We start from the raw sequence: 20,868 nt of genomic DNA, 5'->3' as shown, positions 1-20,868 counted from the left end.
CGTCAGCGTGTCATAAACCAGCTTGATAAGCCTAAAAAGAGCATGCAAAGAACCGGCGCGACTGCTGCCAGCCCATAGAGCCACATCAGCTTCTTGGTGATTGCTGTTTCTTGTGCTTCATTGTCAAACCTGCGTGTGGCGCTGTGTTTATCGCTTTTTGACATCGTCATTGCTGTGTAGACCGCACAAGCTATTCCCGCCAAAAGCACCAAGAATGACGGCAACCAGCCTCTGTTGTAGGCCTCGACAAGGCCGGTGTCCCATAGTGGTTGCCAGATGGATTTTGTCATCACGGCAACCACAATCACTCCGATGGTGGTGAATGCAATTTTGAACGGGCGGTTGGATTTGCCTGAGTCTTCTCGCTTTCGGTAGAGCTTTTCAACGCGTCGCGACAGCAATAGCGTTAGTTGCGTTCGGAAGGTGTTTGCCAGTAAGGCGAGCAAAATTGCGACACCCGCAAAAAGCGCGATCGCAGACCCGTGGGAGCGTTCGCAAAGAAAATAGTATAGGGAGGCGCCGGCGGTGAAGACCAAAACAAGGGCCACCCCCAAAAGCTTGACCTTTAGCCAAGTGGAAAGCACATTTTGCATTGAGCGCGCGCCAGCACGTTCCAGATGCATTTCGAGACTTTTGTTATCTTCCATACCCGGCCCCGCTTTGCGGTTTTCTAAAGCTCGCACGATCAGTTGCATCAAATTCTGACGACAGTATGACGCGATGAAAGTGGTGCTCGCAGAGCTGGAGCGGGCGCGGGTTATTGCTAGGCATTTTGGGGGGAGTTGCTGGTCGCAAGTATTCTTGCGCGAACGGTTGGCAGGGTGTGTATAAATGTGTTAAGCAAAAAGCTAACGCTCAACAAAGAAGCGTGACAAATACGATCAGGCCGAGCAGGGCCCAATTTCAGTTTTCAAATTTTCCGCACGCCAGCGGCAGGTCGTTTTGTGCCTTGTGTCTCCCTGAGGCATTTCCGCTATATCTCGGCCAATAAGCGAAATACCGCGAGTCTTCGTCATATTATTGCCATATTTTGTGGTTTTGCGCCGTTTTTTGCGTGACGAGAGCCTTGTTGCAAGGTAGAAAAGGGGCGGAACAGGCTAAAAAAACATCCGAAACTTCGGAAAAGACATCAGGCGGAACGGAAAACATGACACTCAATCTCACAATGCCCGGACAAGAAGACCTAAAGCCACGCATCACCGTTTTCGGTGTCGGCGGCGCAGGCGGTAACGCAGTCAACAACATGATCGACAAAGAGCTCGACGGTGTTGAGTTTGTGGTTGCAAATACCGATGCGCAGGCGCTTCAGCAAAGCAGGTCAAGCAGCAAGATCCAGCTCGGTGTGAAAGTCACTGAAGGCCTCGGCGCAGGCGCCAAAGCCACGATCGGCGCAGCGGCAGCAGAAGAGAGCATTGAGCAAATCGTTGATCACCTTGCGGGTGCACATATGTGCTTTATCACTGCGGGCATGGGCGGCGGCACCGGCACCGGCGCTGCTCCGATCATTGCGCAAGCCGCACGCGAACTTGGCGTTCTGACCGTTGGGGTTGTCACCAAGCCGTTCCAGTTTGAAGGCGGCAAGCGCATGAAGCAGGCCGAAGACGGTGTTGAGTCGCTGCAGAAGGTTGTCGATACGCTGATCATCATTCCGAACCAGAACCTGTTCCGTCTGGCGAATGAGAAAACCACATTCACAGAAGCGTTCTCGCTTGCTGACGACGTTCTTTACCAAGGCGTGAAGGGCGTGACTGACCTGATGGTTCGCCCGGGCCTTATCAACCTCGACTTTGCCGATGTTCGCGCCGTTATGGACGAAATGGGCAAAGCGATGATGGGCACAGGCGAAGCGACCGGCGAAGACCGCGCAACCCAGGCCTCCGAAAAAGCCATCGCCAACCCGCTGCTCGACGAGATCAGTCTGCGCGGTGCGAAAGGAGTTCTTATCAACATCACTGGTGGTCACGACCTTACGTTGTTTGAACTCGACGAAGCGGCGAACCGCATTCGCGAGGAAGTTGATCCGGAAGCCAACATCATTGTCGGCTCGACGCTTGACACCGATATGGAAGGCGGCATGCGCGTGAGCGTTGTTGCGACAGGTATTGACGCCAGCGATGTAGGGAACGACATTCCGGTTCCGCGCCGCTCATTGGCCGAGCCACTGCGCCCTGCCACTGTAGCTGCAGCACCGGCTGAACAGGAAATTCCTGCGCCACAGCCCGCAGCAGCGCAGGCGGAACCTTCATTGTTCCGTGACGAGCCTGAAAGCAAAGCCGAGCCGGAGCCAGCAAAAGAAACCTTTGCACAAGAACAAGCGCCAGCACCGACTCCGGCGCCAACTCAAGCGGCTTCGCGCGCCCCTGCGACAGCGGCAAGCGACGATCTTCCGCCTCCGGCTTACCAGCCACAAGCGCGCCGTGAAGAGACGCTTGACGCAACGCCGGACGCCTTTATTGCGCCCCGCGCGCCAGCTCCAGGCACACCTTCACCTGAAGCGATGGCCCGTTTGAAAGCTGCCGTGCATGGCAACCAGCCTAAAAACGGCGAACCTGAAGCGCAAGCCGCTGAAGACAAGCCACGTTTTGGTATCAATTCACTGATCAACCGCATGACGGGCCATGAGCCTGAAGAGCAAGCCGCACAACCCGCTCCGGCACCACGTGCTGCGGCTCCGGCGCAACGCACACAGCCCCAAGCGGGCAGTGCAGCACCGGCCCAACAAGGCGATGCTGATCAGGAACGGATCGAAATTCCGGCCTTCCTGCGGCGTCAAGCCAACTAAGCCTGATCACATTACCAGCGTAAAGCCGTCTCCTCGTGAGGCGGCTTTATTGTTTTAAACCAATGGGTTGAGATTTGGGGGGCGAGGTTCTGCCGAGATGTTACACTCATGTTTCATCTGGTTACAAAGAGTGAATTGAGACCGAGACGCTCATCACCTACATAGGCTACAACACGAGACAACTCGGACAGAGCACCTTGCAAAATACGATCAAAACCTCAATTAGCTTTACCGGCACTGGCCTGCATTCAGGCAAGCCGGCGACGCTTGTGATCAAGCCGGCACCTGCTGGGCACGGGGTTAAATTCCTGCGGGTTGATATCGCTTTGGGCGATGCCGTTGTGCCCGCACGTTGGGATGCTGTCGAGCAGACCCAGCTTTGCACAAAAATTCTCAACGCCAGCGGCGTATCTGTTTCGACCATCGAGCACATCATGGCGGCGCTTGCCGGCTGTGGCATTCATAATGCTTTGGTCGAGATCGACGGCCCTGAAGTGCCAATTCTTGATGGCAGCGCCGAGCCGTTTGTGCGTAAAATTCTTGAAACCGGCCTGCGCAAACTTGAAGAGCCTATCTGGGCTTTGAAGATTTTGCGCGAAGTCAGCGTGAAGCGCGGCGATGCATGGGCGCGCCTGAGCCCTGCTGACGAGATGAAGATCGACTTCAGCATTGATTTTACCGACGAGGCGATCGGCCGCCAGCACAAAACGCTGAACATGGCCAATGGCTCTTTCGTGCGCGAGCTTTGCGACAGCCGCACTTTTTGCCGTCAGTCCGATGTTGATGCAATGCGCGAGCAGGGGCTTGCCCTAGGTGGCACACTTGAGAACGCGGTTGTGGTTGAGGGCGACAAAGTGCTCAGCCCGGGCGGCTTGCGCCATGAAGACGAAGCCGTGCGTCACAAGATGCTTGATGCTCTGGGTGATCTTGCCCTCGCGGGTGCCCCAATTCTGGGCATCTACACTGGCTCACGCGCTGGCCACGCCATGACAAACGCCTTGCTGCGCGAGCTGTTTGACACCGAAGGCGCTTATTGTTTTGTGCGCTGCACTCCCGGGATTGCCGCACGCCTTCCGGGCGCTGGCGTGCACCTTGGCGAGCTGCCCGAAGTCGCCTGAACAACGGTTTGAGCACAAGCAATTGCATGCACCGCGCAGGGGCGTTATCAAATCAGATACAAACGAGCGATTCAGGCGTTTTGCCTTGCAAATTTCTATGCTAGGAGTTGCTCTGTAAAGCCATGAATGACTTATTGAACAGGGTGGGATTGAGAGCATGAAAAGCGGAGTATCTCTTACGAGAGTTTTCGGCTTTCTTTTGATCGCCATCTTTGTGTCTGCTTGCAGCAACGCTGACAAGGTTCGTCGTGGCGATATCCCGCTTGAGGAATTTTCGGCCGAGCAAATCTTTGAGCGCGCCGAGTTTGAAATGGACAAGCGTCGTTATGAAGAGGGTGCGCGCTATTTCGGTGAAGTCGAGCGGCTATACCCTTATTCAAGCTGGGCCAAGCGCGCGCTTATTATGCAGGCCTTTGCTCACCATAAAGACAAAGACTACGAGAATTCACGCGCCTCGGCGCAGCGCTACATCGACTTTTACCCAACTGATGAAGACGCCGCCTATGCACAGTATTTGCTGGCGCTCAGCTATTATGACCAGATTGACGATGTGGGCCGCGACCAAGGCCTGACATTTCAGGCATTGCAAAGCCTGCGACAAGTGATCGAAAGCTACCCTGACAGCGAATACGCACGCTCTTCTGTGCTCAAGTTCGACCTTGCTTTTGACCATCTCGCAGGCAAGGAAATGGAGATCGGGCGGTATTACCTTAAGCGCGATCATTTCGCCGCGTCGATCAACCGTTTTCGCGTTGTTGTGGAAGACTTTCAAACGACCACGCACACCGCCGAGGCTTTGCACCGGCTTGTCGAAGCGTACTTGTCGCTTGGTCTGAACAAAGAGGCGCAGACCGCGGCTGCAGTATTGGGCCACAACTTCCGCGGCTCTGAATGGTACGAAGAAAGCTATAGTTTGCTGACAGGACGCGGCCTTGAGCCGAAGCTCTTTAAAGGCAACTGGCTGGCCGCAGCCTATCGTCAGACCATCAAGGGCAAGTGGCTCTGATGAGCACTTTGCCGCCGCGTTTGCGAGTGGGGGAGTAACACATGCTGCGCCACCTTGATATCCGCGACATCCTGTTGATTGACCATCTCGAACTTGAGTTTGAAGCGGGCTTGAACGTGCTCACTGGCGAAACCGGTGCTGGCAAGTCGATCTTGCTTGATTCACTCGGGTTTGTTCTTGGCTGGCGCGGGCGGGCGGAGCTTGTGCGCAGCGGTGCCGAACAGGGCGAGGTAACAGCGGTGTTTGACGTGCCGCAAGGGCATGCGGTGCGTGCTTTGCTGCTTGAAGCCGGATTGCCGGACGATGATGAGCTGATCCTGCGCCGTATCAACACCAAAGAAGGCCGCAAAACAGCGTTTGTGAACAGCAGGCGCGCCTCGGGAGAGCTGTTGCGGCAGTTGTCGGAGCACTTGGTCGAATTACATGGCCAGCACGACGATCGTGGCTTGTTGAACCCCCGAGGGCACCGCGATTTGCTTGATGATTACGCTGGCTTGGCGCCAAAGCTGACTGAACTGCGCAAGCTTTGGCGGGCCCGCAGTGCAGCCTTTGAAGCGAAGCGCGCAGCAGAAGTGCGCATTGCCGCCGCGCGTGAGGAGGAAGAGTTTCTGCGCCACGCGGTTGCCGAGCTCGAAGAGTTGAACCCTCAAACCGGCGAGGATGAAGCGCTCGACAAAGACCGTCGCCGCATGCAGGCGGCTGAAAAGGTTGGTGCCGATATTGCTCGTGCACAACAGTCTCTGCGCTCGGAAAAAGGCGCTGAAGGCACCGCGCATGAGGCGCTCCGTTGGCTTGAGAGCATTGGCGGCGAACCTGCCGAGCTCATGGTGCAACCGATCGCAGCACTTGAGCGCGCCAGTCACGAGTTGGCGCTGGCGGCTGATGCTATCGAACAAGCTTTGAGTGTTCTGTCTTTTAGCTCGTCTGATCTAGAGGCTTGTGAAGAAAGGCTTTTTGCTATCCGTGCTATGGCCCGCAAGCATGATGTCCTGCCAGATGAGCTGAGCGAGTTCACGCGCGAACTCTCGCGGCGACTGACACTGATTGATGGCTCGGATGCCGAACTGGCCGATTTGGAGAAAGCGGCTCAATTGGCTGACACGAGTTACCAAACCGCAGCTGAAAAGTTGAGCGCCGCGCGGCGCAAAGCGGCAGCGAAACTTGACCAGGCCGTGATGAAAGAACTCGCGCCATTGAAGATGGAACGGGCCATCTTTACCACCGAGATCACCGAGGCCGATGCGGGGCCGGAGGGGGCCGATGCTGTCAGCTTCACTGTCGCCACCAACCCCGGTGCGCCTTCTGGCCCCTTGGCAAAAATCGCTTCCGGGGGCGAGTTGAGCCGCTTTCTGCTGGCGCTGAAAGTGTGCCTAACCAATGAGGCGTCCAACGTGACGATGATCTTTGACGAGATCGACCGCGGCGTTGGGGGCGCTACGGCTGATGCCGTGGGTCGCCGCCTCAAGGCGCTCGGTGCAGATGGGCAGGTGCTTGTCGTGACCCACTCACCGCAGGTTGCAGCTTTGGGCGCTCACCACTGGCGGGTTTCGAAGGCCGTTACCAAAGGTGTAACGCTGTCGACGGTAGCGGCACTGAATGCCGATGAACGAGTCGATGAAGTCGCGCGGATGATTTCGGGCGACACTATCACCGATGAGGCGCGCGCCGCGGCCAAGGCTTTGCTATAGTTTGGCAGCCTGCTTTGGCAGCCTAGTTTGAAGGCGGAACCAGCTTGCCCGGGTTCATGATGTTGAGCGGATCAAGCGCTTTTTTGATGTCGCCCATCACCTCCCAGCCATCGCCATGCTCTGCCGTCATAAAGGGCAGTTTGCCTATTCCGATGCCGTGCTCGCCTGTGGCGGTGCCGCCCATCGCGAGAGCGCGTTTGACCATGCGTTCGCTGGCAAGCTTCGCGGAGTTCAGCTCTTGCGGGCTGTCAGGATCAACCAGAAGGATGGCATGAAAGTTCCCGTCGCCAACATGACCGAGGATGGGCCCACTAAGGCCGGAGGCTGCGAGATCGGCGATGGTTTCGTTCACTGCGTCAGCCAGCCGCGAGATAGGCACGCAGATGTCCGTGACGATCGACAGGCAGCCCGGGCGCGATTGTTTGATGGCATAAAACGCGTTGTGACGCATGTGCCAGAGCGCATCGCGGTCTTCGCGCTTTGTGGCCCACTCAAAGCCCAGACCACCATGATCGGCGGCGATATCACCAAAGACCGCTGCCATCTCGGAAACCCCTGTCTCGGTGCCGTGGAACTCAAGCAGAAGATGCGGCATTTCGGGCATTCCGGCCTTTGATTGCTTGTTGAACGCGGCAACCGAGGCGGTGTCGACAAACTCGATCCGCGCCATTGAGAGGCCAAGCTGTATGGTCTCGATCACGCAACTGACGGCGGCATCTATACTCTCGAAAGCACAGATCGCGGCCGTGACAGCTTCGGGCTGGCCTTGCAGCTTCAGGTCGAGCGCGGTGATCAGCCCCAGCGTGCCTTCGGACCCTATCATAAGTGCTGTGAGATCATAACCCGCCGCAGACTTGCGCGCCCGAGTGCCGGTGCGGATGATACGCCCGTCGGCCAGCACCACTTCCAGCCCGAGAACGTTGTCGCGCATGGTGCCGTAGCGCACGGCGGTTGTGCCTGATGCACGGGTCGCGGCCATGCCTCCCAATGTCGCGTTGGCGCCCGGATCAACGGGGAAGAAAAGCCCGGTGGCGCGCAACTCATCGTTCAGCTCTTCGCGCGTCAGGCCCGGCTCGACGGTTGCATCCATATCTTCCTGACGCAGTGTCCGGATTGCTTTCATCTCACGAAAGTCGACGCTGATACCGCCAAGCGGCGCTTGGGTTTGCCCCTCAAGAGAGGTGCCAACACCGAAGCCTATGACAGGGCAATGCTCGTCGGCGCAGATCTTGACCAAGGCTGAAACTTCCTCGGTGTTGCGTGGAAAGGCGACTGCATCGGGGTTGGCGGGGGCATGGTAGGTTTCGGAGCGGCCATGGAGCTCAAGATCAGAGTTATTCAGGCTCAAGCGCGCACCGAGCAGCACCTGTAGCTTTTCGACAGCGTGTTCGATACTCATTAAGTTCCACCTTACATTTCCAATCTGGTTCTGGCCCCAAGCCGCCTTCGCGGTGGCGCCAGAATTCGCGCCAGTTCAGGCGCAGCATGGGTTGAAAGCCAATGCCCGTGCGTGACAAAAGCTGACAACTGCTTAAGGTTAGGCAAATTGAGTCATTTGGGAAAGGTGAGCTCGATAGAATTTGATTAAAATGCCAAATATCAGGGTGATAGAACGCGATGGCATCGGTTTTTCTTAAGAACAAGGTCCGCGAAGGCCTCGCTGAGGTGGTCAAGGCATTCAAGGTGTTGCGAGAGCGTGGACCAAGCCAGATTCAGTTCTGGTTTATCGCGCTGGTCATTGGCATCGCGGCGGGCTTTGCTGCATTACTGTTTCGCAAGGGTGTAAACTTGCTGCAGGGCTATCTTTACGGCACCGACGATGTGAGCACGCTGCACAGTTTTGCCAGCACGCTGCCGTGGTTCTGGATCGTGCTTATTCCGGCGATTGGCGGGCTTGCTGTCGGGCTGATATTGCACCGTTTTACGCCTGACGGGCGGGTGCGCACTGTTGCGGATGTGATAGAGGGAGCGGCGCTGTCAAATGGCCGCGTGGAGAAGCGGGCGGGCATTGCCTCGGCTCTGGCCTCTCTGATCACTCTGGGCACGGGTGGCTCTTCGGGGCGTGAAGGTCCTGTCGTTCATTTGGCGGGGGTTATCTCAAGCTGGGTGAACGACAAAATGCACGCTGACGGTATCACCGGGCGTGACTTGCTCGGCTGTGCCGTCGCAGCGGCTGTTTCAGCGTCGTTCAACGCGCCGATTGCCGGAGCTTTGTTTGCGCTTGAAGTTGTGCTGCGTCACTTTGCTGTGCACGCCTTTGCGCCAATTGTCATCGCCTCGGTGTCGGGAACGATTATTAGCCGCCTCGAGTTTGGCAATGTCACCGAGTTCAGCCTGCCTGTGGCGTCAGAACTGGCGTTTTACATCGAGCTTCCGGCCTATCTGATCCTCGGGCTGCTCTGTGGCGTTGTCGCGGCTGCACTCATGCGGGCAATATTTATCGGAGAGGATATTGCCAGCCATATCCAAGCCAAGTTCAGTATTCCACGCTGGCTGAGGCCCGCTTTGACAGGGCTTTTACTTGGCGGCATTGCTGTGTTCTTTCCGCATATCATCGGCGTTGGATATGAGACGACGTCGGCGGCTTTGACTGGTGAGTTGCTCCTCTGGGAGGCCGTCGTTTTTGCGGTACTCAAGGTGATTGCAGTCAGCATTACCATGGCGGGGCGCATGGGCGGCGGGGTGTTCTCGCCCTCGTTGATGGTCGGCGCGCTCACAGGGTTGGCCTTCGGATTGATCGCGACAAGCATCTTCCCCGAAGTTTCGGGTGAACACACGCTTTATGCGCTCGCAGGCATGGGGGCGGTCGCGGCGGCAGTGCTTGGTGCGCCGATCTCGACAACGCTGATCGTTTTTGAACTGACAGGTGACTGGCAAACCGCGATCGCTGTGATGGTCGCTGTCAGCATGTCGACGGCGCTTGGCTCGAAACTTGTTGATCGCTCGTTCTTTCTTACCCAGCTTGAGCGCCGCAATGTGCACCTTGCGGCTGGCCCACAGGCCTACTTGCTGGCAATGTTCGGTGTCGCCAGCCTGATGCGCCAAAAGGGCGAGGCTGGCTGTCCGGATGAAGACAGGCTGTGGCAGATGGTAGAAGACGGCGCCTATGTTGATGGCAACAGCACGCTAGAAGTTGCGATGCCACTGTTCGAGCGCTCGGGGGCGAGCTTTTTGCCGGTTGTCAGCCTGTCAGGTGAAGACGCGCCGCCCGAACTTTGGGGAGCGTTGCTGCATGTTGATGCACTGAAAGCCTACAACCGCGCCTTGGCAGACACGGCAGCAGAAGAACACAGCTAGCTAAACGCGCTCGACAGTGACGTCGTCAGAGGCATAAAATGCCAAGTGATCTTTGATCATGTCCACAGCCGGAAAAGGGGCTTCGTAGCTCCATGCCGCGTTCTCGATCGTCTTTGACTTTGTGACAATAGAAAAGTAACGCGCATCGCCTTTGTGGGGGCAGTGGCTGCTGTGGTCACTCTCGTCGAGAAAGGCCATAGCGATGTCAGCGCGCGGGAAGTAAACGACCGCTGGATAGCGGCCTTCGGTCAACTCAAGCGCGGCTTTGCTTTCGCCCAAAACGGCGCCGCCAGCGCGGACAACCCAAGTTCCTGTTGCCTCGGTGATTGTAATGTTTTCAGTCATGTCGTTCCCTTCGCCTCGCTTTGCGTAATCATAGCATAGATTGTTACAAGGATATGTCAGAGCGGTTCTGTCGCGGCATGATGCCATAAGCGCGCCGCTTCTGATAGGCGAGAATCAAGTTTAAGGCGGCAGGTGGCGTGATAGCTGTCGAGCCATTCACGCTCGCCTTTGCTGAGCAGTTCAACGTCAATCAGCCGGCGATCAATCGGAACATAAGTGAGCGTCAAAAATTCGTTCATGTCACGCGCATCGGCCCCGTCAAGCTGCGAAGCCTCTTGCACGACTATCAGGTTTTCGATGCGGATGCCAAAGGCCCCTTCACGATAGTATCCAGGCTCATTTGACAAAATCATACCGGCTTCAAGTGGGGTGTGGCTGACACGCGACAGCCGCTGTGGCCCTTCGTGGACACAGAGATAAACCCCGACGCCGTGGCCTGTGCCGTGGTTGAAATCAAGCCCGGCGAGCCAGAGCGGATAGCGTGCGATGGCGTCAAGGTCTCGGCCCGCGAGCCCCTTGGGAAAGCGCAACCGCGATATCGCGATCATACCTTGCAGCACACGCGTGAAAGCCGCTTTCTGTGCATCGCCAACCTGGCCAATGGGCACTGTGCGGGTGATGTCGGTCGTGCCGTCGATATACTGACCGCCGCTGTCGATCACGATGATCTCACCGTTTTTGAGCGTGGCGTTGCTTTCTTCCGTGACACGGTAGTGCATGATCGCCCCATGCGGCCCGGTTCCGGCGATGGTTTCAAAGCTGATGTCGAGCAAGTCGCTGCCTGCACTCCGGAATGCCTCAAGTGCGGTGACAACGTCAATTTCTGTAATTGTGTCAGGGGCTTGCGCATCGAGCCAAGTGAGAAACTCGACCATGGCAGCACCGTCACGCAGATGTGCTTGCTGAGTTCCAGCGATCTCGGCCTTGGTTTTGCGCGCTTTTGGAAGAATGCAGGGGTCTTCCTCCCAAGTAATTGTTGCCTGTGCTTCGTTAAGCTCAAGGGCAATGCGAAGAGGAGCAGAGGAGCGATCAACCCGCACGGCACCTCGTAGGGAATGCAGCGTCGGCAAAAGGGCTGAGGGCGGGCGAATGTTGATGTCGCTACCCAGATGCAGACGCAGCTCATCACTGATTTTTGCACTGTCGACAAACAACGACACTTGGCCGGTATCAAACAAGATCGCGAAAGCGTGAGGAACCGGATTGCGCGGAATGTCGGAGCCACGAATGTTGAGCAACCACGCTATGCTGTCGGGCAGAGTGATCACCGCGGCTGATTGCCCTTTGGCGCGTAGCTCGGTGCTAAGGCGCGTGCGCTTTGATGCATGGCTCTCACCCGCAAGGGCCTCGGGGTAGGGCTCGATCATACCAGCTGGAGGCGCGGGTTGATCCTGCCATATTTGGTCAACCAGATTAGCCGTTGGGCGGAAGACAAACCCCATGCTGCCCAACTCGGCTTCAAGTGTTTCTATTTCTTGCGCAACGTGCAGCCAGGCATCAAACCCGATTACGCCACCTTCGGGAAGTTCTTGCTTGAGCCAGTCCTTGAGTTGCACTTCAGGCCAAGGCACAGGCGTGAATGCTGCTGTATCAACCTGCTCCTTGACTTGCGTGCGGTAGCGCCCGTCGATGAAAACACCAGCCCCATGAGTGAGCGCTGCACAAAAACCAGCCGAGCCGGTAAACCCTGTGAGCCAAGACAAACGCTCGTCATGCGGGGCACAATACTCGCCTTGATGCACGTCAGCGCGGGGGATGAGAAAGCCAGCGAGGCCTTCTTTTTGAAGCTGCTCACGCAGGCGCGTCAGGCGTGCTGCCCCTTGAGACGCATCGGCGCGGTTTTCAAATGACTGAAACATGGATCCCCCTGCAGTATTTCGAAAATGGTAGGGGGGATTTCCAGTGAGCGAAAGTGGAAACTCAAGCCGTTCGCATGGCTTCCTGGGCGGCTTGCAAGGAACAGCTGGCACCGGTTTGGAGATAGCCCATCGCTTATAGCGAGCCCTCATGCGGCTCTAGACCTGAGCCTGCGCTAGTTGGGCACACCGGGAATAGAGCGCTCGGCACTGCCTCCCGGGTTGTTGTCGACGAGTTTGCGAGCGTTCACATACACCTCACTTAGCTGGCACGGCGTATGCCCATAAACTTGGCGCGCGCGCGCGGGTCACTGTCAAACAGGGATGCGAGTTGTTCGGTCATGGCACCGGCGAGTTGCTCGACATCGGTGATGGTCACAGCGCGGTCATAGTAGCGCGTCACGTCGTGGCCAATGCCAATTGCCAAGAGTTCGACCGCGCGCTTTTTCTCGACCATAGCGATCACATCGCGCAGGTGTTTCTCAAGGTAATTGGCTGGGTTAACCGACAGTGTTGAATCATCCACTGGCGCCCCGTCCGAGATCACCATCAATATTTTGCGCGCCTCGGGCCGTTTGCTCATACGCCGGTGCGCCCACTCAAGCGCCTCACCGTCAATGTTCTCTTTGAGCAGGCCTTCTTTCATCATTAAGCCAAGGTTGTCGCGGCTGCGACGCCAAGGGCTGTCAGCACCTTTGTAGATAATATGGCGCAAGTCATTCAGGCGACCGGGCTGTTGCGGACGCCCCTCACCAAGCCACTTTTCGCGCGCAAGGCCCCCCTTCCAAGCGCGGGTCGTAAAGCCCAAGATCTCGACTTTCACAGAGCAACGCTCAAGCGTGCGCGCCAACACGTCAGCACAGATCGCAGCGATAGAGATCGGGCGACCACGCATCGAGCCGGAGTTATCAATCAGTAGCGTCACCACAGTGTCCCGAAACTCGGTGTCTTGCTCAACCTTGAAACTCAAAGGCGTCGTCGGATTGGCGATCACCCGCGCGAGGCGGCCAGCGTCCAAAATGCCCTCCTCCTGGTCAAACGACCAAGAGCGGTTTTGTTGCGCCTGAAGGCGGCGTTGCAACTTGTTGGCAAGCCGGCTCACCGCTCCTTTAAGCGGCTCAAGCTGCTGGTCAAGATAGGCCCGCAAACGCTCAAGTTCGGCTGGTTCGGCGAGGTCTTCCGCTAGAATTTCCTCATCGTTGCTCTCATCAAACACCAGATAGTCAGGGTCGGCATCCGATACAGGGGCAGGGGGCGGCGGCTCAAGCGGGGCCTCGCCATCGGGCATCTCGGCCTCGTCGCCAAGTTCCTGATCGGCCATTTCATCCATCGACACTTGCGCCTCGGCGGCATCTTGTGTCTCTTCCTGGCTCTGCTCGGGGCTGGCGTCGGCCTGCTCGTCGTCAGTGTCGTCTTGGCCAGTGCTGTCAGGCTGATCCTCGTCTTGCTCGGCGGTTTCGTCGCTGTCTTCACCTTCGTCGTCAGGCGCATCTGGATCATCGCCTAGTTGGTCAGCATAGCCAAGATCAGAGATCACCCGCCGCGCAAACCGCGCAAAATCCTGTTGGTCATCAAGCCGCTCGCCAACGTCTTCGAGCGCCTCGCCGGCTTGCTCTTCCATGAACCCCTGCCAAAGCTCCATGATATTGGCCGCACCAGCGGGCAACGCGCGCCCCGTCGCCAGATGTCGCACAAGATAGCCTGCAGCGGTGGCCAATGATGCCTCTGCGCGATCACTAATCTGCTCATAGCCTGCGCGTGCAGCGTCATCAGCGATCTTGGCATCAATGTTGCCAGCCGTTCCAGGCATGTCTCGCGCGCCCATTGCTTCGCACCGGGCAGTTTCCATGGCTTCATAAATGTCGCGAGCCAAGTCTCCAGACGGTGCGTATTTCGCATGCGTTCCCGTGTCGTGATACTTGTGCTTGAGCGCCAAAGCATCCGCTGTACCACGCGCCAGCAAGACTTCATCCCGTGTCATCCGCCGCGAGACTTGCGGCAAGCGCATCGTGTCGCCCGACACCCCCGCTGGATCAACCGAATAAGACACAGTTAACTCAGTATCATCGGCCATAACCTTGGTGGCTTCGGCAAGCGCTTTCTTGAACGGATCTGCTGGGTTGTCACTCGGCTTAGACATTACAAACACCTGGAGCTTTTTCTTGGTTTAAGTATCCTGGGGGTGAGGCGAAGCCGAGGGGGCTAGCCCCCTTTTTTCTTTCATCGGCGCGCATTAGCGCACCGTGGTCGGATCGGCGAAGCTGATCCGAAACCCTTCTCATCCCATGCTCACGCTTGCGGCACTTTCCGGCAGTTCTTCATCAAACAGACGCTGGTAGAACTCGGCAACTGTCTGGCGCTCAAGCTCGTCGCATTTGTTAAGGAAAGTCAGGCGGAATGCATAGCCGACATCGCGGAAGATTTCGGCGTTTTGTGCCCAGGCGATCACCGTGCGAGGTGACATCACCGTGCTCAAATCACCGTTCATAAATGCGGTGCGCGTGAGGTCGGCCACATTAACCATCTGCTTAACGGTCTTGCGGCCAGCGTCGGTGTTGTAATGCGGGTTCTTGGCCAAAACGATCGCAGTCTCGGCGTCAACTGACAGGTAGTTCAATGTCGCCACAAGTGACCAACGGTCCATTTGACCCTGGTTGATCTGCTGCGTGCCGTGATACAAGCCGGTCGTGTCACCCAAGCCTACGGTGTTAGCCGTGGCAAACAAACGGAAGTAGGGGTTTGGCGTGATCACTTCGTTCTGGTCTAGCAGCGTCAGCTTACCGTCAACTTCCAGCACGCGTTGAATGACGAACATAACATCAGCACGGCCGGCATCGTATTCATCAAACACAATCGCCGTCGGGTTGCGCAGGGCCCAAGGCAGGATGCCTTCGTGGAACTCGGTGACTTGCTTGCCGTCGCGCAGCTTAATCGCGTCTTTACCGATCAGGTCAATCCGGCTGATGTGACTGTCGAGGTTCACCCGCACGCAGGGCCAATTGAGCCGTGAGGCAACTTGCTCGATGTGGGTTGATTTACCCGTGCCGTGATAGCCCTGGATCATCACGCGGCGGTTGTGCGAGAAACCCGCCAAAATAGCCAATGTCGTGTCGGGATCAAACTTATAGGTGCTGTCAAGCTCGGGAACGCGGTCCGAGTTGTCGGCGAAGGCCGGAACTTTCATGTCGCTGTCGACACCAAACACGTCACGAACGGACACTTCCTTGGTTGGTTTCGCATCGATGTCGATCATTCCGTCGGCCATTACAGCATTCCTTCTAAACTCGAAAATGTTGGGAAAGTCGTGACGCAATTTCAAGGGAAGGGCAAGCCCGTGCCAGAAGTTTGGTGCTACAGAATAGAGAATCCGATAGGCTGAGCCCATAGGAGTGAACATGCCGACCCGTGAGGAGCTTGAAAACTGGATATCAAAGCTACCTTTGGGTAGCCGTAACGCGTTTGATTCGCTTTATTCTGCAAGTTCGGCGAAACTTTTTGGGGTGATCCTTCGTGTCTTAAACGATCGCGCAGAATCAGAAGACGTTTTGCAGGAGGTGTTCGTCAAAATATGGCACAACGCCGGACGCTATCAGGCCAACGGTCTAAGCCCGATGACTTGGTTGATCACGATCGCCCGCAATGCGGCTATTGATCGGTTGAGAAAGCGGCAAAGCAGCGATGCGCAGGCGACGGGTGAGCTGACCGAGATATTGGCTGATCCCGCGCCAGGCCCTGAAGCGCTTGCTGTGCGGGCCTCGGGGCGTGAACAATTGCTCGCCTGTTTGGGTGAGCTGGAGCAAAACCGCTCTGAAGCTGTGCGCCGCGTGTATCTTCAGGGGGAAACCTACGCCGAGTTGGCCGACCATTTTGACGTGCCGCTCAACACCATGAGAACATGGCTGCGCCGCAGCCTGATAAGCCTAAGGGAGTGCCTAAGCAGATGAGCGAGACGCCCGAGCATACTGAAGATCGCGCCACCGCTGGCGAGTATCTGCTTGGCTTGCTCAATGAGCAGGAGCGCGCCGCGTTTGAAGCGCGCCTGAAAGCCGAGCCTGCTTTGGCGGGTTACGTTGCTCAGTGGTCCGAAAGCTTGGTCCATATCGCGGATGAGGTTGATCCCGCCCAGCCGCCCGCGGCGGTAAAAGCCGCACTGGATGCGCGCTTGTTTGGTCCAAAGACCGAACCTGAACGCGGCTTAGGCGGTCTTCGCGGGCTGTTTGCCGCTCTTACAGTCTCGGCCGCTTTGGTCTTGGCCGCAGTGTTCTTTGTCGGGGGCGATAAACCGAACTACACCGCCGAGATCGCCGCCGAAGACGCGTCGGTACTTATGACTGCTCAATACTTTGAAGACAGTGGCCAGCTTGAGATCGAACGCAAAGCGGGCGCCGCCAAAGCCGGACGCTCGTTTGAACTTTGGCTTATCGAAGGTGACAATGCGCCTATCTCGCTCGGGGTTATGCCCGAAGCCGAGCGCAGTGTGATGATCATCGACGAAGCCCTGCGCAGTCGCTTCAAAGGTGCAGTCCTGGCGATTTCGGACGAACCCGAGGGCGGATCACCGACAGGTTCGGCAACTGGTCCTGTCTTGGCAATCGGCTCTGTCACAGACGCTTAAGCCAGTTCAGTGAAATTAAAATGCTTTAAATGCAAAGCGTTAGAAGTTTTTACCATCTTTTTGTCATCTTTTTTGAAACTTCTCTGCGCGCCTCTGCGTGTCTTCATCAGCACCGACACTCAAGTCGGAAAGCTCGAAACCTACAGAGGAGAAACACTATGCTTAAGACACTTATGACAGGCGCCGCCGCTCTCACGATCGCTACAGCTGCTATGGCCGACAACCCGATGGTTGGTGGAGCCGCAATGTATGAGACCAAAAACATCGTCGAGAATGCCGTGAACTCCAAGGACCACACAACTCTGGTTGCGGCTGTTCAGGCCGCTGGTCTTGTCGAAACTCTGCAAGGTGACGGGCCATTCACTGTGTTCGCCCCAACCAATGACGCATTTGCAGCGCTCAAAGCCGGCACAGTCGAGACACTGCTCAAGCCAGAGAACAAAGACATGCTGACCAAAGTTCTGACATGTCACGTTGTCAGTGCCGATGCGATGTCGATGGCAATTAAAGGGATGATCGACGACGATGGCGGCGCGCACATCGTGCCCACAGTTGGTGGCTGTAAACTGAACGCCACATATGATGGTGACAAGATCATGCTCGAAGACGAGCGAGGCCGCACTATCAACGTGACGATCGCTGATGTGGCGCAGTCAAACGGTGTGATCCACGTTGTCGACACAGTGATCTTGCCAGCCGAGTAACAGCGGATTGTAACGATCATCACAAGAACTTGCGGGCTGTTTACTGTTAAGCAGCCCGTAAACCGCTTATGTTTTACCCGACACCAACCGAAAGGACTTGCCATGAACCGCCGATATTTTATTGCCGCTGCCTTGGGTGCAGGCGCAAGCCTGACGTTTACCCGAACCGCCTATGCAGCATATGAAGTTACGCGCTCTGACGCGGAGTGGAAGGCGATGCTGACACCGCTGCAATATAAGGTCATGCGCAAAGCCGGAACCGAGAAGGCAGGGTCTTCACCGCTCGACAAGATCTACAACGCAGGCACATTTCACTGCCGAGGCTGCGACTTGGCTGTCTACTCATCCAAGCACAAGTTTGACAGTGGCACCGGCTGGCCGAGTTTTTATCAATCGCTTTCCAACGCGGTAAAAACCGAGAACGATTACAAGCTTGTTTATCCGCGCACAGAAGTGCATTGCCGCCGCTGCGGGAGTCACTTTGGCCACATCTTTAACGATGGCCCAAAGCCAACCGGCAAGCGGCACTGCCTGAACGGCGCGAGCCTGGTTTTCAAAGCCGCCTGACCGAACCACTCGAAACTGTGCAAAATCTGCACAAACGCCTCGCAACATCTGCGGGGCGTATTTCTATTCTGACCTCATCAAACACCAAGCCGAGAGGGGCAGAAACATGCAAAAACCACAAAAGCCAACGCCACAAGAAATGAAACTATACGCCGCACTCGCCGCAGTTGTCGGCTTTGCCGGCAGCGTCGCGGCGGTTTGGACACTGATGGGTTTTGGCAGAACGATCAGTCATCACATGAGCGGCGAAGTGTTCGTCTTACTCGCCACGCTCGGCGCGTTTTGTGCGGGGCTTGCAGTGTCGCCGTGGCTTGGGCAGGGGGGCTGGAAAGGTGCGATTGTCTCGCTGGTCTGCTTTTTCGGAGCGACAATCGTCGGCGCATGGATCGCAGGACTGCTGGGCCTTGGCGCACAGCACTACGACTTGGTTGGCCTTTGGCTGATGTTCAACTTCTTCACGCCACTCGCCGTTCTCTGGCTCGGCCTTTGGGGCGCAACGCATTGGATGGGAACGGTAATTCGCCGCAAACTTACTTGAAGCTGCGGCTCGATTTGATCTGATCCCAAGCCCAAACAACCTCTTGAAGCTGTTCTTCCTGGCTGCGATCACCGCCGTTCATGTCAGGGTGCAGCACTTTGATGAGCTTTTTGTAGGCCTTGCGTATCTCGATTTTTGACCAGTGATCTTTGGCTTCCAAAATCTCGATGGCGCGGCGTTCTTTGGAGGGCAAACGTCGCGCGCCGCCGCCGCCTTTACCTGGGTTCTGCGTTGCATTGGCCCCCAAAACCTGATGCGGATCTTCAATGCCAAGGCGCGCCCAAGCACGGGCTTCAGGGTCGCCCATCGGTTTGGTTTCGCGCTCCCAGACTTTGTCTTTTGACTGTTGCGCGTTCATCTCGGCTTCGGTCGTGCCGTCAAAGAAGTTCCACTTGAGGTTATACTCGCGGATGTGTTCCTTGCAGAACCAGACAAACTCATCAAGCACATCAGGGGCGCGGGGGGCGCGGTATTTGCCGGCTTCTGTGCAACCTTCCTGGTGGCACTGGCGGGTCGATGTTTCTGATTCACCTGACATGCCGCGGCGGCCTCGCGGATTCTTCTTTTTGGCCGATGACACGGACATATCAAAACCGAATGGATCAGACTTGGTCATGGGGAACTCCTGTGTCGAATATGGCTGGTGAGTTTACTGCATTTAGCAGAAGGTGAAAGGGCAAAAAGGAAAAATTCTATGAGTAAAGAAGCAGAAATTCGCGCAAAACTGAACTCGGCGTTTGCGGTTCAATACCTTGAAGTCATTAACGAATCTTCACAACACGCGGGGCACTCGGGTGACGACGGAACAGGCGAGAGCCATTTTCGTGTGCGTTTGAAAGCAGAAGAGTTTGCAGCAATGACACGCGTTGCACGGCATCGGGCAGTTCAAAAAGCTCTTGGATCACTCAACACCGAAATTCACGCTTTGGCGTTAGAGCTTTCCTGATCAGGCTCTTCAAAGTCGCTCGCTTCGGCGGTGATTCTGGGCTCTTCGTATTCTGGCTCAAGCATCACTTCCGGAACGGGTGCAGGGACGGGCACAGCAGCAACCGGCTCATGGTAAGTCTCTTGTTCAACCAGAATCGGTTTGCGAAAAATGAGCACCGAACGGTAGACAACTGTGGCTGACCTAAAGCCGGATTTCTCCTCGGAGGGGAGGGTTTCGGCGCGCGAAAACTCCCAGCCTGCAGCGGCTTCTTCATTCATAAGTTGCTGAAGTGCATGCGAAAAACGCGCTTCATGTGTCTTGACGCCCTTGGCCTTGATGCCGCGCTTTGGCGCTGGAACCACTTTATACTCAAACACTGCTCTGCCCTCGCTTTAATGCAATTTAGCTTGGCGACACTATCAGTCTTGCGGCGCGGTATCCAGAGAAGTTAACGGCGGAAATCCGCAGGGAGCAAGGCGCTGCCTACGGCGTGCATACCACAGTGCATAAACACATGCATAATGCGTGCAGACGATTTCTGGCCAAATCGCAAAGCGGCGCGTCGTTAACCGAGCGGACGTTGGTGTTGGCTGGGGCGAACACCAGTGCTTTGGCGTTCGCCCCAATTTTGGGGTGCTTAAGACGCAGCTTGCACAGCGCGGCGCGTCAAGACGCCGATCAGGTGCGCACGGTACTCTGCCGAGCCATGGAGGTCAGCGATCAGATCATCTGCGGCGATGGCTAACCCGTTTACGGCATCAGCAGAGAAATCCTTGCTTAGGGCGGCTTCTGCGTCAGACCATCGGAACACGCCGCCGTTTGAGGCACCGGTGACGGCCACGCGAACGGTGCTTCCAAACCTGGCCACAAAGACACCGACCAAAGCAAACCGCGACGCCGGTTGGACGAATTTCTGGTAGTTCGACACATCTGGGATCGGGAAGTTTACGCCGGTGACAATTTCGCCTTCTTCGAGCGCGGTTTCAAACAGATCAACGAAGAAATCATCGGCAGATATCTCGCGTTTGTCCGTCACGATCGTCGCACCTGCCCCTAACGCACCAGCGGGGTAACAGGCGGCGGGGTCGTTGTTCGCGAGTGAGCCGCCAATTGTGCCGCGGTTTCGCACAGCCGGATCACCGATATGGTTTGCCAAATCGGCCAACCCGGGAAAATCCGAAGCCTCGCTTGCAACTTGCGCGTGGGTGGTTGCCCCGCCAACGCTGAGAGTGCCCGAGGCTGAACTGACGCCAACCAACTCACTTAGTCCTGACAGATTCACCAACACCTCGGGTGATGCCAACCGCTGCTTCATTGTTGGCAAAAGTGTTTGCCCGCCACCCAAGGCCTGGGCACCGTCAGCTTTCATTGCGGCTGCTGCTTCGGCAACTGAGGCCGGAAGTACCAAATCAAAATCATACATG

General features: G+C 56.6%; 20 protein-coding genes. 11 read left to right on the top strand and 9 right to left on the bottom strand.

Annotated features, from left to right (window positions below; genetic code table 11):
- Positions 1-2: 2 nt before the first annotated feature.
- On the bottom strand, positions 3-647 hold the full coding sequence (locus tag KO498_RS13705; RefSeq protein ID WP_215960438.1) for a hypothetical protein: 645 nt from the start codon (positions 645-647) through the stop codon (positions 3-5).
- A gap of 500 nt (positions 648-1,147) precedes the next feature.
- On the opposite strand from KO498_RS13705, the gene ftsZ reads away from it, so the two are divergent.
- The 4 genes from ftsZ to recN all read left to right on the top strand — a co-directional run bounded on the left by ftsZ (position 1,148) and on the right by recN (position 6,594).
- On the top strand, positions 1,148-2,782 hold the full coding sequence (ftsZ, locus tag KO498_RS13700) for a cell division protein FtsZ (protein WP_215960437.1): 1,635 nt from the start codon (positions 1,148-1,150) through the stop codon (positions 2,780-2,782).
- A gap of 197 nt (positions 2,783-2,979) precedes the next feature.
- Complete coding sequence (gene lpxC / locus KO498_RS13695; protein ID WP_215960436.1) at positions 2,980-3,900, top strand: UDP-3-O-acyl-N-acetylglucosamine deacetylase; 921 nt, start codon at positions 2,980-2,982, stop codon at positions 3,898-3,900.
- Between the two features lie 157 nt (positions 3,901-4,057).
- Entirely contained in the window at positions 4,058-4,906 is an 849-nt protein-coding gene (locus KO498_RS13690) for an outer membrane protein assembly factor BamD (RefSeq protein ID WP_215960435.1), read from the top strand.
- Positions 4,907-4,947: 41 nt separating this feature from the next.
- Positions 4,948-6,594 carry a DNA repair protein RecN gene (gene recN, locus KO498_RS13685; protein WP_215960434.1) on the top strand — a complete coding sequence of 549 codons (1,647 nt, stop codon included), beginning with the start codon at positions 4,948-4,950 and terminating at the stop codon, positions 6,592-6,594.
- A gap of 22 nt (positions 6,595-6,616) precedes the next feature.
- On the opposite strand, the gene KO498_RS13680 is transcribed toward recN, so the two are convergent.
- Positions 6,617-7,993: an FAD-binding oxidoreductase gene (locus tag KO498_RS13680; RefSeq protein ID WP_215960433.1), complete on the bottom strand. Its 1,377-nt coding sequence runs from the start codon at positions 7,991-7,993 to the stop codon at positions 6,617-6,619.
- A gap of 218 nt (positions 7,994-8,211) precedes the next feature.
- Here KO498_RS13680 and KO498_RS13675 point away from each other — a divergent pair, with 218 nt between their 5' ends.
- Positions 8,212-9,891: a chloride channel protein gene (locus KO498_RS13675; protein ID WP_215960432.1), complete on the top strand. Its 1,680-nt coding sequence runs from the start codon at positions 8,212-8,214 to the stop codon at positions 9,889-9,891.
- Here KO498_RS13675 and KO498_RS13670 read toward each other — a convergent pair whose 3' ends face one another.
- The 4 genes from KO498_RS13670 to cobS all read right to left on the bottom strand — a co-directional run bounded on the left by KO498_RS13670 (position 9,892) and on the right by cobS (position 15,357).
- Positions 9,892-10,236 (bottom strand): DUF427 domain-containing protein, encoded by a 345-nt coding sequence (locus KO498_RS13670; RefSeq protein ID WP_215960431.1) that lies wholly within the window; start codon positions 10,234-10,236, stop codon positions 9,892-9,894. It abuts the gene before it with no gap.
- Between the two features lie 56 nt (positions 10,237-10,292).
- On the bottom strand, positions 10,293-12,095 hold the full coding sequence (locus KO498_RS13665) for an aminopeptidase P family protein (RefSeq protein WP_215960430.1): 1,803 nt from the start codon (positions 12,093-12,095) through the stop codon (positions 10,293-10,295).
- Between the two features lie 259 nt (positions 12,096-12,354).
- Positions 12,355-14,232 carry a cobaltochelatase subunit CobT gene (gene cobT, locus KO498_RS13660; RefSeq protein ID WP_215960429.1) on the bottom strand — a complete coding sequence of 626 codons (1,878 nt, stop codon included), beginning with the start codon at positions 14,230-14,232 and terminating at the stop codon, positions 12,355-12,357.
- A gap of 138 nt (positions 14,233-14,370) precedes the next feature.
- Positions 14,371-15,357 (bottom strand): cobaltochelatase subunit CobS, encoded by a 987-nt coding sequence (gene cobS, locus KO498_RS13655; protein ID WP_215960428.1) that lies wholly within the window; start codon positions 15,355-15,357, stop codon positions 14,371-14,373.
- Between the two features lie 130 nt (positions 15,358-15,487).
- Between cobS and KO498_RS13650 the strand changes: the two genes are divergently transcribed.
- The 5 genes from KO498_RS13650 (at position 15,488) to KO498_RS13630 (ending at position 18,516) form a co-directional block, all read left to right on the top strand.
- Entirely contained in the window at positions 15,488-16,036 is a 549-nt protein-coding gene (locus KO498_RS13650; protein WP_215960427.1) for a sigma-70 family RNA polymerase sigma factor, read from the top strand.
- Positions 16,033-16,707, top strand: coding sequence for an anti-sigma factor (locus tag KO498_RS13645; protein ID WP_215960426.1), 675 nt, complete (start codon positions 16,033-16,035; stop codon positions 16,705-16,707). Before KO498_RS13650 ends, KO498_RS13645 begins: the two co-directional genes overlap by 4 nt.
- A 158-nt stretch (positions 16,708-16,865) precedes the next feature.
- Complete coding sequence (locus KO498_RS13640; RefSeq protein WP_215960425.1) at positions 16,866-17,411, top strand: fasciclin domain-containing protein; 546 nt, start codon at positions 16,866-16,868, stop codon at positions 17,409-17,411.
- Positions 17,412-17,513: 102 nt separating this feature from the next.
- Entirely contained in the window at positions 17,514-17,978 is a 465-nt protein-coding gene (gene msrB, locus KO498_RS13635; protein ID WP_215960424.1) for a peptide-methionine (R)-S-oxide reductase MsrB, read from the top strand.
- Positions 17,979-18,084: 106 nt separating this feature from the next.
- The gene (locus KO498_RS13630; protein ID WP_215960423.1) at positions 18,085-18,516 is read left to right on the top strand and encodes a hypothetical protein; all 432 of its coding nucleotides are present in this window, start codon (positions 18,085-18,087) and stop codon (positions 18,514-18,516) included.
- Here the strand turns inward: KO498_RS13630 and KO498_RS13625 are convergent.
- Positions 18,509-19,132, bottom strand: coding sequence for a DnaJ domain-containing protein (locus tag KO498_RS13625; protein WP_215960422.1), 624 nt, complete (start codon positions 19,130-19,132; stop codon positions 18,509-18,511). The genes KO498_RS13630 and KO498_RS13625 overlap by 8 nt on opposite strands.
- A gap of 78 nt (positions 19,133-19,210) precedes the next feature.
- Here KO498_RS13625 and KO498_RS13620 point away from each other — a divergent pair, with 78 nt between their 5' ends.
- Positions 19,211-19,462 (top strand): BolA family protein, encoded by a 252-nt coding sequence (locus KO498_RS13620; RefSeq protein ID WP_215960421.1) that lies wholly within the window; start codon positions 19,211-19,213, stop codon positions 19,460-19,462.
- On the opposite strand, the gene KO498_RS13615 is transcribed toward KO498_RS13620, so the two are convergent.
- Together KO498_RS13615 and KO498_RS13610 are read right to left on the bottom strand one after the other, a co-directional pair.
- Positions 19,435-19,821: a DUF4177 domain-containing protein gene (locus KO498_RS13615; RefSeq protein ID WP_215960420.1), complete on the bottom strand. Its 387-nt coding sequence runs from the start codon at positions 19,819-19,821 to the stop codon at positions 19,435-19,437. The two genes, KO498_RS13620 and KO498_RS13615, sit on opposite strands and share 28 nt — an antisense overlap.
- Positions 19,822-20,081: 260 nt before the next feature.
- Positions 20,082-20,867, bottom strand: coding sequence for an FAD binding domain-containing protein (locus KO498_RS13610; RefSeq protein WP_215960419.1), 786 nt, complete (start codon positions 20,865-20,867; stop codon positions 20,082-20,084).
- Position 20,868: the final 1 nt, after the last annotated feature.

Origin of the sequence: Lentibacter algarum, assembly GCF_018860975.1 — a bacterium.
In the GTDB taxonomy this organism is placed as follows: domain Bacteria; phylum Pseudomonadota; class Alphaproteobacteria; order Rhodobacterales; family Rhodobacteraceae; genus Lentibacter; species Lentibacter algarum_A.
This window is presented reverse-complemented; position numbering and strand designations above follow the sequence as displayed.

Bases quoted from the DNA above. Each gene is read 5' to 3' on its own strand.
- KO498_RS13675 (WP_215960432.1), top strand. From the start codon at position 8,212: ATGGCATCGGTTTTTCTTAAGAACAAGGTCCGCGAAGGCCTCGCTGAG.
- recN (WP_215960434.1), top strand. From the start codon at position 4,948: ATGCTGCGCCACCTTGATATCCGCGACATCCTGTTGATTGACCATCTC.
- KO498_RS13640 (WP_215960425.1), top strand. From the start codon at position 16,866: ATGCTTAAGACACTTATGACAGGCGCCGCCGCTCTCACGATCGCTACA.
- KO498_RS13680 (WP_215960433.1), bottom strand. From the start codon at position 7,993: ATGAGTATCGAACACGCTGTCGAAAAGCTACAGGTGCTGCTCGGTGCG.
- KO498_RS13625 (WP_215960422.1), bottom strand. From the start codon at position 19,132: ATGACCAAGTCTGATCCATTCGGTTTTGATATGTCCGTGTCATCGGCC.
- KO498_RS13650 (WP_215960427.1), top strand. From the start codon at position 15,488: ATGCCGACCCGTGAGGAGCTTGAAAACTGGATATCAAAGCTACCTTTG.
- KO498_RS13670 (WP_215960431.1), bottom strand. From the start codon at position 10,236: ATGACTGAAAACATTACAATCACCGAGGCAACAGGAACTTGGGTTGTC.
- KO498_RS13705 (WP_215960438.1), bottom strand. From the start codon at position 647: ATGGAAGATAACAAAAGTCTCGAAATGCATCTGGAACGTGCTGGCGCG.
- KO498_RS13665 (WP_215960430.1), bottom strand. From the start codon at position 12,095: ATGTTTCAGTCATTTGAAAACCGCGCCGATGCGTCTCAAGGGGCAGCA.
- KO498_RS13620 (WP_215960421.1), top strand. From the start codon at position 19,211: ATGAGTAAAGAAGCAGAAATTCGCGCAAAACTGAACTCGGCGTTTGCG.
- KO498_RS13630 (WP_215960423.1), top strand. From the start codon at position 18,085: ATGCAAAAACCACAAAAGCCAACGCCACAAGAAATGAAACTATACGCC.
- ftsZ (WP_215960437.1), top strand. From the start codon at position 1,148: ATGACACTCAATCTCACAATGCCCGGACAAGAAGACCTAAAGCCACGC.
- KO498_RS13645 (WP_215960426.1), top strand. From the start codon at position 16,033: ATGAGCGAGACGCCCGAGCATACTGAAGATCGCGCCACCGCTGGCGAG.
- cobT (WP_215960429.1), bottom strand. From the start codon at position 14,232: ATGTCTAAGCCGAGTGACAACCCAGCAGATCCGTTCAAGAAAGCGCTT.
- KO498_RS13610 (WP_215960419.1), bottom strand. From the start codon at position 20,867: ATGTATGATTTTGATTTGGTACTTCCGGCCTCAGTTGCCGAAGCAGCA.
- msrB (WP_215960424.1), top strand. From the start codon at position 17,514: ATGAACCGCCGATATTTTATTGCCGCTGCCTTGGGTGCAGGCGCAAGC.
- KO498_RS13690 (WP_215960435.1), top strand. From the start codon at position 4,058: ATGAAAAGCGGAGTATCTCTTACGAGAGTTTTCGGCTTTCTTTTGATC.
- cobS (WP_215960428.1), bottom strand. From the start codon at position 15,357: ATGGCCGACGGAATGATCGACATCGATGCGAAACCAACCAAGGAAGTG.